This is a genomic window from Methanolobus mangrovi, from assembly GCF_031312535.1.
In the GTDB taxonomy this organism is placed as follows: domain Archaea; phylum Halobacteriota; class Methanosarcinia; order Methanosarcinales; family Methanosarcinaceae; genus Methanolobus; species Methanolobus mangrovi.
Map to the genome: position 1 here is coordinate 1060893 of NZ_CP133594.1, position 12772 is coordinate 1073664.

Consider the following 12772-nt stretch of genomic DNA (forward strand, 5'->3'; position numbering starts at 1 on the left):
ATCACATCTCTTCGCAGGTTCTAAAGATGAATGCAGTAATAGGATTAGAAGATGGGACAATTATAAAAGGCACTGGTTTCGGTGCCGAAGGTATCGTTTCCGGGGAACTTGTTTTCACAACTCAATATACTGGCTATGAGGAGGCTCTCACAGATCCTTCCTATAAAGGCCAGATTCTTATGTTTACTTATCCTCTCATCGGCAATTACGGCGTCAGTGGCAACTGTTTTGAATCCGATGGTGTAAAAGCTGAAGGTCTTGTAGTGAGGGAGGCTTGTCCCGAGCCATCCCACCACATGTCAAAGAAGACCATTTTCGAGCTTATGGAGGACGAAGGCAAGCCCGGCATTGCAGGCGTGGACACACGTATGCTAACTATAAAGACCCGTGAACACGGGACAATGCGCGCAGCCCTTATCAACGGAAGTGATGACGGTGAAGAGGCAGTGAGAATTGCCCGCGCACAAAAGAGCATTTCAGATATTGATTTTATATCACAGGTGACCTGTCCAAAACCGTTTAAACTGGAAAGCCCCAGCAGAGATCCAAATAACCCCCTCAATGTGGTCCTTGTGGACTGCGGTCGCAAACTGAGTATTGAAAGAAGTCTGCTGGCCAGAGGAATGGATGTGACAGTTGTACCGGGTAACTCCTCGGTTTCAACTATAGAATCCTACGATCCTGACCTCCTGTTCTTCTCAAACGGACCGGGAGACCCAACGCAGGCACAGGATGCAATTGCAGCAGTGAAGCACTTCACAGGCGAATTGCCAATTGTAGGCATATGCCTGGGTCACCAGATCATCTCCCTTGCAATGGGAGCTGAGACATATAAACTGAAGTTCGGACACAGGGGTGCCAACCAACCGGTGAAGGACCTTGAAACAGGAATTGTGCATATCACATCCCAGAACCATGGTTTTGCGGTTGATGGCGATTCACTCGAAGAGGCAGAAGTGGCTGTAACACAGTATAATACTAATGATAAGACAGTGGAAGGTATTGCCCATAAGTATCTGGACATATTCAGTGTACAATATCACCCGGATGCACATCCAGGTCCAATGGATTCTGAAAAATTGTTCTTTGATAAGGTGCTCAAACTTGCAGGAGGGAAAAAATAATGCCAAAACGTGAAGACATTAAAAAAGTACTCCTGATAGGCTCAGGACCTATAATGATAGGACAGGGTGCAGAGTTTGACTTCTCAGGAAGTCAGGCATGCAGGTCCCTTAAGGAAGAAGGTTTGCAGGTTGTACTTGTAAACTCGAACCCTGCAACCATCATGACCGACCCTGAAATGGCAGATGCAGTCTACATCGAGCCAATTGAAGTAAAATCAGTAGAGAAGATCATTGCCAAGGAAAGACCTGACGGTATCATTGCAGGTATCGGAGGTCAAACTGGTCTTAACATCACAAGTGAACTTGCAGAGCAGGGAATACTTGAAAAATACAACGTCAAGCTTCTTGGAACAAACCTTGAAGCTATCAAGAACACCGAGGACCGTGAGCTGTTCAAGCAGACCATGGAAAGGATCGGTGAGAAAGTACCTCGCAGCAAGGCTATATCAACACTCAAGGAAGCAGAGGAGCTTATAGATGAGCTGGGATTACCACTTATAATCCGTCCCGCATACACCCTTGGTGGTGCAGGTGGCGGTATCGCTCATTCAAGGGAAGAGCTCCTTGAGATCACAGAAAGGGGTCTTCGCCGCAGTCGTATCAGCCAGGTGCTTATCGAGGAAAGCGTACTTGGATGGAAGGAATTCGAGTATGAGGTCATGCGTGATGCGAATGACACATGTATAGTAATATGTAACATGGAGAACCTCGACCCGATGGGAGTACACACAGGTGAATCCATTGTTGTCACACCATCCCAGACCCTTAATGATGAAGAGCACCAGATGCTCAGGACTGCTGCTATCAAGATCATCAGGACTTTCGGTATTGAAGGTGGATGTAATATCCAGTTCGCTGCCAAGGACGGTGACTATCGTATTGTGGAAGTTAATCCACGTGTATCAAGATCATCAGCTCTTGCATCAAAGGCAACAGGTTATCCGATTGCCAGGGTTACAGCAAAGATAGCTATTGGCATGACGCTGGATGAAATACTTAATGATGTAACTAAGAAAACTCCGGCATCATTTGAGCCGACCATCGACTACATTGTTACAAAGATCCCAAGATGGCCATTCGATAAATTCGTCAACGCTGACAAGACCCTCACAACTGCAATGAAGAGTACCGGAGAGGTAATGTCTATTGGACGTACCATCGAAGAATCTCTCTTAAAGGCTGTACGCTCCCTTGACATTAAAATGGACTTTGGAACAGATGAGTGGTCTAATAACGAGATCAAAACTCTTCTACAGACACCCACAAGCGAACGTCTCTTTGTGATGTATCATGCCCTATGTAATGGTTTCACCATCGAAGATGTATCCAGCTTAACAGGTATTGATATATTCTTCATCAGGAAGCTCAAGAATATCATTGACATGGAAGATATGATCAGGGAAGAAGGTTTCTCCGGCAATATTTCCGATGACCTGATGAGGGATGCAAAACGCATTGGACTTACTGATGCACGTATTGCAGAACTTACCGGCAAGACCCGGGAGGAGATCAATGACCAGAGGCGTAATGCAGGTATCATATCCACCTACAAGATGGTAGATACATGTTCTGCGGAATTTGCTGCAGAAACTCCATATTATTACTCATGTTACGAGGAGATGTGTGAAGCAGAGCCTTCTGACCGTAAGAAAATACTGATACTTGGTTCAGGCCCTATACGCATAGGACAGGGTATTGAGTTCGATTACTGTACGGTTCATGCTGTTGCAGCTATCCGTGAAGCAGGAATCGAAGCTCATATCATCAACAACAACCCGGAAACAGTATCAACTGACTATGATACCTCTGACAAGCTCTTCTTTGAGCCTCTCACACTTGAAGATGTGATGAATGTCATTGAAAAAGAAAATCCGGATGCAGTGCTTGTGCAGTTCGGAGGACAGACTTCGGTGAACCTTGCGCTTCCTCTTGAAAAAGAACTCAAAAGGCGCAGTGACCTGAAAACTGTTATCCTGGGTACTTCCCCTGAAGACATTGATGTTGCAGAGAACCGTGAGAAGTTCAACCTCAGGATGAGCAAGCTGGGAATCAACCAGCCGGATGCAGGTTATGCAACCTCACAGGACCAGGCAATCGAGATTGCTACAAGAATAGGTTATCCGGTACTGGTACGTCCATCCTATGTGCTTGGTGGCCGTGCAATGGAGATAGTTTACGACCAGAATGACCTTGAGCGATACATGCGTGAGGCGGTTAAGGTATCCCCCGAACACCCAATCCTTATTGATGACTTCCTCGAGGGAGCCGTTGAAATCGATGTCGATGCTGTGTGTGATGGCAAAGACGTGCTCATTGGTGCTATCATGGAGCACATCGAGGAAGCAGGTGTCCACTCAGGTGACTCTGCATGTGTCATCCCACCGCAGTCACTCTCAGAGGAAGTTCTTGAGATTGTACGCGATTATACCCGCAAGATTGCCCTTGCACTCAATGTGAAAGGTCTTGTGAATATCCAGATGGCAAAGAAGGGAGACAAGATCTATGTCCTTGAAGCAAATCCACGTTCAAGCAGGACTATCCCATTCGTATCCAAAGCAGTTGGTCTGCCTCTTGCAAAGATCGCAGCTCGTGTAATTATGGGACAAACTCTGGAAGAGTTGGGCTATTCAACATGCAACGAACCAAAGGTCAACCATGTATCCGTGAAAGAAGTACTCCTGCCTTTCGACAAGCTTCCAGGAGCAGACCCTGTGCTTGGTCCTGAGATGAAGAGTACCGGCGAGGTCATGGGTATCGATTACGATTATGGAAGAGCATTCTTCAAGGCACAGCTCAGTGCTGACAACTTGCTGCCTCTTATCGGAAAGGTCTTTGTGTCCGTAAAGGACGAGGACAGGGAACAGCTTCTCAATGTTGCAGGCAAACTTAAAAGTGCAGGGATCGAACTGCTTGGTACCAAGGGTACTGCAGATTTCCTTTCAGAGCATGGTATTGAAATGGGCATTGTTAAGAAGGTGCATGACGGCAGTCCAAATGTCATTGACATGATGCGCAGGTATGAGGTTGCTCTTGTGATCAATACTCCAAATGACAAACTCTCCCGTGAGGACAGTTCAAGGATACGCCGTGCAGCAGTTGACTTTAAGGTACCTTACATCACCACTATCCAGGCGGCTATCGCAGCTTCTGATGCCATAGTCTCTATGAAGCAGGGTGAAGGAGAGGTTAAGTCAGTAAATGAATATCATAAGGAGATCGCATAGATCTCCTGCATCCAGGATCAGATATTATGACAAAGAAAGTAGTACTTGCTTATTCAGGCGGGCTTGACACTTCCGTGTGCATCCCGCTGCTTAAAGAAGAATACGGTTACGACGAGGTAATCACAGTAGCAGTAGATGTTGGACAGCCGGAAGAAGATGTTAAGCAGGCTGAAGAGAAGGCACAGAAGATCAGCAACAAGCACTTCACACTCGATGTACGTGAGGAGTTTGTCAATGATTATATCTTCCCGCTTATCAAAGCCAATGGCGACTATGAAGGATATGTAATGGGCACATCCATCGCACGTCCCCTTATCGCTAAGAAGGTCGTTGAGATTGCAGAGAAGGAAGGTGCTGTTGCACTTGCACACGGATGTACCGGCAAGGGTAATGACCAGCTCCGTTTTGAAGCGGTTTTCCGCATGACCGACATGGATGTCATTGCACCAATGAGGGACATGAACCTCACCCGTGAATGGGAGATCGAGTATGCTAAGAAACACGGCATACCTGTAAGTGTTACAACCGCAAAGCCATGGAGTGTTGATGAGAATATATGGAGCCGCAGTATCGAAGGTGGCAAACTGGAAGACCCCGGATTCATCCCACCAGAAGAGATCTACCAGTGGACCGTTTCCCCTGAGTCAGCACCTGCCGGACAGACCGTGGTAATTGGTTTTGAGAACGGTGTTCCGGTATCCCTTGATGGCGAGAAGATGGACGGTGTAAAGCTTATCATCAAGCTCAACGAAATTGCAGGTTCCCACGGTATCGGCAGGACCGATATGATCGAGGACCGTGTTCTCGGGCTTAAAGCACGTGAGAACTACGAGCACCCCGCAGCTACAGTTCTGCTTACAGCCCACAAGGACCTTGAGAAGCTTGTGCTCACAAGGGCAGAGCTGAAGTTCAAGAGAGGTGTAGATGAACAGTGGTCAGAACTTGCCTACTATGGCCTTGTGGACGAACCGCTCTATGCAGACCTCAATGCTTTCATTAACAAGACACAGGAACGTGTAACCGGTACTGTAACAGTGAAACTGCACAAGGGCAGTGTCATCATACTTGCACGTACATCCCCCTATGCACTTTACTCAGAAGACCTCGTGTCCTTTGACAGTGCAACCATCGATCAGAAAGATGCTGAAGGCTTTGCCAAGTATCATGGTTTCCAGGCAAGGATGTACAGGAAAGTTATTGAGAAGTAAAATCGTATGCCGGGAAACCGGCAACTTATCTATTTTCTACTTTTCCCCTCATAAAAATCAATTAGGATACATCTTTAATTAGCGTATGAAAAATAAAAGGTAACATCAGCGATGTTACCTCAAGATATTAAGAAGAATTTCCCGCTTTGACAGATACTCTTCAGACCTTATGGAATGACAAGTACCGGTCTTTTTGCATGTCTTACCACATTCTCTGCAACACTTCCAAGCAGGATATGACTGAGCCCTGTTACACCTAGTGTTCCCATCACGATAAGGTTTGTGTCGTTCTCTTTGGCAAAATCCACGATACCGTCTGCGGGTGTCTTACCATCAATGATCACCGGCTCCACTATTAAACCTGCTTTTTTACCAGCTTCAACTACATATGCAGTCGCTTTTTCGCCTTCATCCTTCAGGTGGTTTTCCAGTGCCTTTGACCACATCTCCCCACGCATAGCAAGAGTAACACCGGTGTGAGGTACAACATAAAGAGCACTGACCTTAGCACCATTCGCTTTTGCCAGTCCTATACCCCATTCTACTGCGTTCATTACGTTCTCAGAACCATCCGTAGCTATTGCTATAGTTTTTATTTCTGCACTCATACTTAATCCCCAATAAGTAATCAAGATTCAAGTAACATATAACTGACGAGTACAGTCTTATTAAATGGATGAACGCCTACATGAAGGTCAATTTATCATATGATTCGCGTCAAATCCTTCTATATTAGTATAAGTCGAATTGAACTCAAACATGAAATAATTACCATCTGCTGGTGTTACGTTATACAGCCAGATCTCTGAATCATCTATGCCGTTTATGAGCACATTAGCATCTCCGTTCTCACTGAAATATGTCTGGGAGAGATCAGATGGCAGGTAGTATGAAATTGTGGATTCAAAGTTATCTGCTTTGCTTATGTAAATGTTTGTTATATCGCCGGTTTCTTCAAGAACATTGTTCAAGTAGAAATCAACATTGAAGTCATATGCTGTAATCTGCCAGGAAACTCCAGAACCCCCTATGATAGCTTGACCGGATGGTTGCTGGCCATTCATCACAAACATGACATTATCATTATTTTTTATAGATTTTGTGACTCCATTGATAGTTATGGAGCTACCCCCACCTCCGGTCTTGAACTTGATATAGTCTCCGTTTGCAACATACCCCCCGATATTGGCTTTCAGGAGATGCATATTAATTCCGGAACCATTGGCAGGTGTTGTTTCTGATATTACTGTCCACGTCCATTCCAGTGAATCGGTGAGCAATTGGTCAGTGGTATTCTTTGCGACCAGAGTTAGAGTGTATGTGCCTGCGAAAGCACTTGTGTTTGTATAAAATGGACTTGTCCCGTTGGACCATGCAAGATGCTGACCGTTCAGCAGAAACTCATTAATGGATGATTGGCTGCTGATTGCACTGAACGTTACAGACTGTGATGTATTGCTCTGGTACGAAGTTAGCGGGTTCTGACCTGACAGGACCGGAGCTGTTAGTGTTGGTGTGGGTGTTGAACCATTGGTGGATGATATTACATTCGATACATCACCAAGCAAGGTTCCACTTTTGAGCACGAAATTTGAATCAGTGGTTATCATGACAATACCAACGTAATCATTCTGACCTATACTGTCAGACCACAATTCAGAAGTATTGATCCTGATGGTTTCACCCAGATTCCAGGCAGTATTACCTTTTATCTGTATCAATTCAGATGATGTGAGATCCCTTCTGGTTCCGTTGATGTTCAATACAATGCGAATTCCGGAAACATCAATTGTTTCTCCCCCGGTATGACGCAGGTAAATGGTATCAGAATCTACATCGGCCCATCCCTGAATATCAGCATGCACCTTTTCCTGGGGGCTGGCATATGAGAATATAAAAACAGCAACAACAGAGAACGCAAGTACTGCAATTGCTGTCATTAATACCTCTCCTATGATCTCGGAGACAGCATCAGTATTTTCCAGGAAAGTGTTTCTTCGGCTGTTCATGCGGGACCTGCATCAGTAAATATTGTGTGCAATTCACATTCAAGCTATGAGTATTGCTCACTCAAGCATACCTTTTTGCTTATTCATGGCCACTACAAGCTTATAAAATAATAATATTGCACTCAATATATATAATGAGTGGTATTTTATCACAAGCAAAAACAATCACTGTCTGATAAAGACGGCTGGGGGCTATATCTTTCCGTATTACAGGCACATGCCATTCCAAGAAACTTTGAACAAACAAATTGATGAATGAAGTCCTGAATACTAAAAATATCATTCTCATAATGAGAATACAAAACCTGAATAAATTTATATAAACAGAATGTCTTAAATGCAGTGAAGATTGGTGGGAGAATGCGAAAAAATACATACATCCATAGAACTGCAAAACTTTATGGTTCCAGCAGCGTGGGAGAGGACTCTGTTATTCTTGAAAATGTTACTTTAGGATACCCTCAGCACGGTATATTGATGGAGATAACAAAAGCAGGTTTTGAAATAGAAGATCATGATTTTATCGGCTCTACAATAGGAAGCAAGGCATTCATCCGAGCCGGCACTACTATTTTCAGTAACGTCAGGGCCGGAAATAATTTCAGGACCGGACATAATGCCATGATCCGAGAGAATACCACAATTGGCGATAATGTGCTCATTGGTACCAATGTCATCATAGATGGTAATGTCAGCATCGGAAACAATGTCAGTATCCAGGGCAATGTTTACATCCCGACACATGTGACAATAGAGGATAACGTGTTCATCGGACCATGTGCAGTACTGGCCAATGACAGGTACCCCATAAGAGGAGAATACAAGCCAGAAGGACCAATACTCAGGAAAGGAGCATCCATAGGAGCAAATGCTACCCTTATACCAGGGGTTGAGATTGGAGAAGGAACCATGGTGGCTGCTGGGGCATTGGTCACAAAGAATGTACCTGCATGGAAACTGGCTATCGGATGTCCTGCAAAGATAACAGACCTTCCTGAAAAACTGGAACTTTTAAATAACATATAAATTTGCAATCTTAATATGTAAATATAATTTATTTAAACAGGGATTTAAGTGATATCATGATACCCATTGCAAAACCACAGCTTGACGATGCTGAAATACTGGCAGTCAGCGATGTGCTGCGTTCAGGAATAATAGCCGAAGGGCAGCGTGTGGCAGAATTCGAGCAGGCGTTCGCAGAATATACAGGCACAGAACATGCAGTGGCTGTGAATTCAGGTACCGCGGCCCTTCATGCTGCTTTACTTGCCCATGGCATAGGTAAAGGTGATGAGGTCATCACTAGTTCCTTTAGCTTCATAGCTACTGCAAATTCAATACTTTTCACCGGTGCAAAACCAGTTTTTTCAGATATCAAAGCCGACACATTCAATCTGGACCCACAGCTTATTGAAGAGAAGATCACTCCTGCTACAAAGGCCATTATGCCTGTGCATCTCTATGGCCAACCTGCAGACATGGACCTCATGACAAACATAGCAGAGGACCACGGCCTTATCCTGATAGAGGATGCATGCCAGGCACATGGGGCTAAATACAATGGAAAGAAAGTTGGGTCTTTTGGCACCGGAGCATTCAGCTTCTACCCTACCAAGAACATGACCACCAGTGAAGGCGGTATTATAACGACCAATAACAGGGAAGTTGCAGATAAAGCACGCATGATACGCTCACACGGTTCAAAACAGCGATACCTGCATGAAATGCTTGGATACAACCTGCGCATGACAGATATCGCGGCCGCTATTGGACTGATACAACTTAGAAAACTTCCGGAATATACTGCCAGAAGACAACACAATGCTAAGTTGCTCACTGAGAACCTCAAAGATATCGAAGGAATACAATGCCCCACTGTTGGAGAAGGATGCGAACATGTATTCCACCAGTACACAATTCTTACTACGAATCGTGATGCACTTGCCGACCATCTTCGGAACGAAGGCATTGGCACAGGCATCTATTACCCCATACCAATCCATAAACAACCATATTACATGGAACTTGGATACAATGACAACTTACCGGTAACCGAAAAGGCTTCCATGGAAGTGCTTTCCCTCCCGGTACATCCGGGAGTTACGGATGAGGACATTGCCACTATCAGCAATGTTATAAAAAACTGGAGCGGTTCAAAATGTTAAAAGTAGGAGTTATCGGCGCCGGAGCCATGGGTAAGAATCACATACGCATTTACAGTGAAATGCCAGGTGTGGAACTTGTGGGAATCTCGGATATCGACAGGGAACTTGTGGAAGGACTTGCACAGCAATATAATACAAAAGCATTCACAGATTACATGGAACTCCTTGCAGAGGGACTTGATGCCGTAAGCATCGTAGTTCCTACAAAGATGCACAGGAAGGTGGCTATTGATGCCATAGAAGCCGGAGCACATGTACTTGTGGAAAAACCAATTGCCGATACTGTTGAAAATGCAAAGGCTATCATTGAGGCTGCTGACAGTAACGGTCGCTTACTTATGATTGGACACATCGAAAGGTTCAACCCTGCTGTCATCAAACTGAAAGAAATAATAGAAGAAGGCCTGCTGGGTAAGATAGTCTCGATATCCACCACAAGGGTGGGACCTTACAACCCCAGGATAAGGGATGTTGGAGTTATACTGGATATCGGAGTACATGACATTGACATAATATCATTCCTCTATGGCAGACCTGTGAACCAGGTATACGCTGTGGCAGGTGCAGATATCCATTCTTTTGAGGACCATGCAACCATCCATATGCGTCTGGACCATGAGTTCTCCGGACTTGTGGAAGTGAACTGGCTGACTCCGCACAAGGTTAGAAAACTCACAGCAGTGGGTGTTGGTGGTGTTGCCTATCTGGATTATATCGACCAGACCGTGGAACTGCATGACAGCGGCTGGGTAAGGAAAGCCAAGATAGAGCCGAAAGAACCACTTAAGAACGAACTTGAATACTTCATTGATTGCATTAACAAAGGTAAAAAGCCTGAACCTTGCGGAACAGATGGAAACCATGCACTAAAGGTCAGCCTGGCTGCCATCGAGTCCTACAAAAATGAAAAATTGATAGAGATTAAAGAGTGATCATCATGAGTCAAAAACTTGAGGACATACTAAAAGAGAAAGGCCCCATCAAAAAGATAGGTGTTATTGGCATGGGATATGTGGGCATCCCTGCTGCAGTACTGTTTGCTGATTCGGATAAATTCGACCTTGTACTGGGATTCCAGAGGGATTCACCTTCTTCAGGTTACAAAATAGACATGCTCAACCGTGGCGAGAGTCCACTTAAGGGTGAAGAGCCAGGCCTTGAAGACCTGCTGAAAAAGGTAGTTGATGCGGGTAAGTTTGAATGTACACCTGATTTTTCAAGGATATCCGAAGTTGACGCCATCACACTGGCCATACAGACACCTTTTGCAGACTCAAAGGCACTTGAACCGGACTTTGGTGCGCTTAAAGAAGGTATCCGCAATGTAGGGAGATATCTGCGACCAGGAATGCTTGTTGTACTGGAATCCACGATAACACCCGGAACCACAGAAACCATGGCAAAGGAGATACTTGAAGAGGAATCTGGCCTGAAAGCAGGAGAGGATTTCGCACTGGCACACGCTCCTGAAAGAGTAATGGTAGGCAGGCTACTCCGCAATATACAGGAACATGACCGCATTGTTGGTGGTATTGACCAGCCAAGTACTGACAGGGCAGTGGAGCTTTACAGCCCCGTGCTTACAAAGGGCAAGGTCATACCCATGAGCGCTACTGCAGCCGAAGTAACAAAGACTGCTGAGAACACCTTCAGGGACCTGCAGATAGCAGCTGCAAACCAGCTTGCACTCTACTGTGAGTCCATGGGTATCAATGTCTATGACGTCAGAGCCGGAATTGACAGCCTCAAGGGTGAAGGAATCACCAGGGCAATTCTCTGGCCAGGTGCAGGTGTTGGAGGTCATTGTCTGACCAAGGATACATATCACCTTGAACGCGGCGTTAAACTGGGAAGCGAGGCCCTTGATTATCCACAGGATGCAGAATCTATCTATGTCCTTGCACGCAGGGTCAATGATTTCATGCCAGTGCATATGTACAACCTGACAGTTGCTGCACTTAAGAGAGTTGGAAAGGATATCAATAGTTCAAAGATCGCTATGCTGGGATGGGCCTTCATCAACGATTCAGATGATGCACGTAACCCCCCTTCAGAACCTTATAGGGATATGGTTGTCGAAACAGGTGCTAATCTGCTTGTTCACGATCCACATGTGTTAAACTATCCTGAGGTAGAGATTCATAAGAATATAGACGAGGTTATTGAAGGTGCTGATGCGGTCGTAATATTCACAGGACACAAAGAGTACTTTAACCTCAAGCCAGATGACATTAAGAAAATGACCGGCATGGAAAATACTGTGATCATTGACGGCAGAAATGTTATTGATCCTGATATGTTCATCAATGCTGGTTTTATCTACAAGGGAATAGGCCGTGGCGATAAGAATGGCCATGAGATAATTAACTGATTAAATAAAAACAAACATATCAATGATTGGGTTCTTCCCAATCATCCTTACTCTTTTTTCTTTGAAGATTTATAAGAATAAGTATCACGAAGATGATCTGTGCGATGGTCACTCCAATCCCGTCAGCAAGCAGATCGTGTATACTGGAAGTACGGCCTGGTACGAATGACTGATGAAATTCATCTGTGATACCGTAGATTATGCCAAGCAGTACGGCAAAGATGGCTGCATACCTTTTCAATACAATGTTTTCGGAGTTCCTGAAGGTGAGATGTAGCAACACACCAAGACCAAAATAGAGGAACATGTGGGCTACTTTGTCCATATTAGTATACGCATATTCTGCAATATCAATAATAGAAACTAAACCCATATTCTTCAAGATATCTGCCAGCTGATACATGAGTGGTATCTTGAACATAGAGGATGGCACGCTCAAGTTAGACTGGGATGAAAGGTAGAATATGAATCCTGCGTATAGTATTGTCAGGGCAATGAGAATGTTCTTTTTATTCCTTTTATAATCAAATTTCTGTATATGAGAAACAATATCAAGTAAGAATTGTAAAAAATATTGAGCGTAAAGTACCAGATAAGCAATATATTTATTTTTTTTGAAGTTTTTCATATTCTTGATTATATAATGCTGGTAAAAGTTGAAATATCTA

The 12772-nt window shown here is 44.5% G+C and carries 10 protein-coding genes; 7 read left to right on the forward strand and 3 right to left on the reverse strand.

Annotated elements, in window-relative coordinates:
• The first annotated feature begins 26 nt into the window (after positions 1–26).
• From carA to RE476_RS05150, 3 genes are read left to right on the forward strand one after another with little or no spacing between them, the layout of a single operon-like run.
• Positions 27–1124, forward strand: coding sequence for a glutamine-hydrolyzing carbamoyl-phosphate synthase small subunit (gene carA / locus RE476_RS05140; RefSeq protein ID WP_309309334.1), 1098 nt, complete (start codon positions 27–29; stop codon positions 1122–1124).
• Complete coding sequence (gene carB / locus RE476_RS05145; RefSeq protein WP_309309335.1) at positions 1124–4348, forward strand: carbamoyl-phosphate synthase large subunit; 3225 nt, start codon at positions 1124–1126, stop codon at positions 4346–4348. The genes carA and carB overlap by 1 nt, the downstream gene beginning before the upstream one ends.
• 26 nt (positions 4349–4374) lie before the next feature.
• Positions 4375–5556: an argininosuccinate synthase gene (locus RE476_RS05150; RefSeq protein ID WP_309309336.1), complete on the forward strand. Its 1182-nt coding sequence runs from the start codon at positions 4375–4377 to the stop codon at positions 5554–5556.
• Positions 5557–5723: 167 nt separating this feature from the next.
• On the opposite strand, the gene RE476_RS05155 is transcribed toward RE476_RS05150, so the two are convergent.
• The gene (locus RE476_RS05155; protein WP_309309337.1) at positions 5724–6164 is read right to left on the reverse strand and encodes a universal stress protein; all 441 of its coding nucleotides are present in this window, start codon (positions 6162–6164) and stop codon (positions 5724–5726) included.
• An 87-nt stretch (positions 6165–6251) separates the two neighbouring features.
• Complete coding sequence (locus RE476_RS05160) at positions 6252–7565, reverse strand: type IV pilin N-terminal domain-containing protein (protein WP_309309338.1); 1314 nt, start codon at positions 7563–7565, stop codon at positions 6252–6254.
• A gap of 360 nt (positions 7566–7925) precedes the next feature.
• Between RE476_RS05160 and RE476_RS05165 the strand changes: the two genes are divergently transcribed.
• Genes RE476_RS05165 through RE476_RS05180 form a run of 4 tightly spaced genes read left to right on the forward strand, consistent with a single transcriptional unit; the run spans position 7926 to position 12104 of the window.
• Positions 7926–8591: an acyltransferase gene (locus tag RE476_RS05165; RefSeq protein ID WP_309309339.1), complete on the forward strand. Its 666-nt coding sequence runs from the start codon at positions 7926–7928 to the stop codon at positions 8589–8591.
• A gap of 56 nt (positions 8592–8647) precedes the next feature.
• Positions 8648–9733: a DegT/DnrJ/EryC1/StrS family aminotransferase gene (locus RE476_RS05170; RefSeq protein ID WP_309309340.1), complete on the forward strand. Its 1086-nt coding sequence runs from the start codon at positions 8648–8650 to the stop codon at positions 9731–9733.
• Complete coding sequence (locus RE476_RS05175) at positions 9727–10665, forward strand: UDP-N-acetylglucosamine 3-dehydrogenase (RefSeq protein ID WP_309309341.1); 939 nt, start codon at positions 9727–9729, stop codon at positions 10663–10665. The genes RE476_RS05170 and RE476_RS05175 overlap by 7 nt, the downstream gene beginning before the upstream one ends.
• Before the next feature lie 5 nt (positions 10666–10670).
• Positions 10671–12104 carry a nucleotide sugar dehydrogenase gene (locus tag RE476_RS05180; RefSeq protein ID WP_309309342.1) on the forward strand — a complete coding sequence of 478 codons (1434 nt, stop codon included), beginning with the start codon at positions 10671–10673 and terminating at the stop codon, positions 12102–12104.
• Between the two features lie 19 nt (positions 12105–12123).
• On the opposite strand, the gene RE476_RS05185 is transcribed toward RE476_RS05180, so the two are convergent.
• A complete protein-coding gene (locus tag RE476_RS05185; protein WP_309309343.1) occupies positions 12124–12732 on the reverse strand; it encodes a VanZ family protein in 609 nt (202 codons plus the stop codon).
• Between the last annotated feature and the right edge of the window lie 40 nt (positions 12733–12772).

Bases quoted from the DNA above. Each gene is read 5' to 3' on its own strand.
- RE476_RS05155 (WP_309309337.1), bottom strand. From the start codon at position 6,164: ATGAGTGCAGAAATAAAAACTATAGCAATAGCTACGGATGGTTCTGAG.
- RE476_RS05185 (WP_309309343.1), bottom strand. From the start codon at position 12,732: ATGAAAAACTTCAAAAAAAATAAATATATTGCTTATCTGGTACTTTAC.
- RE476_RS05165 (WP_309309339.1), top strand. From the start codon at position 7,926: ATGCGAAAAAATACATACATCCATAGAACTGCAAAACTTTATGGTTCC.
- RE476_RS05170 (WP_309309340.1), top strand. From the start codon at position 8,648: ATGATACCCATTGCAAAACCACAGCTTGACGATGCTGAAATACTGGCA.
- RE476_RS05175 (WP_309309341.1), top strand. From the start codon at position 9,727: ATGTTAAAAGTAGGAGTTATCGGCGCCGGAGCCATGGGTAAGAATCAC.
- RE476_RS05150 (WP_309309336.1), top strand. From the start codon at position 4,375: ATGACAAAGAAAGTAGTACTTGCTTATTCAGGCGGGCTTGACACTTCC.
- carA (WP_309309334.1), top strand. From the start codon at position 27: ATGAATGCAGTAATAGGATTAGAAGATGGGACAATTATAAAAGGCACT.
- carB (WP_309309335.1), top strand. From the start codon at position 1,124: ATGCCAAAACGTGAAGACATTAAAAAAGTACTCCTGATAGGCTCAGGA.
- RE476_RS05180 (WP_309309342.1), top strand. From the start codon at position 10,671: ATGAGTCAAAAACTTGAGGACATACTAAAAGAGAAAGGCCCCATCAAA.
- RE476_RS05160 (WP_309309338.1), bottom strand. From the start codon at position 7,565: ATGAACAGCCGAAGAAACACTTTCCTGGAAAATACTGATGCTGTCTCC.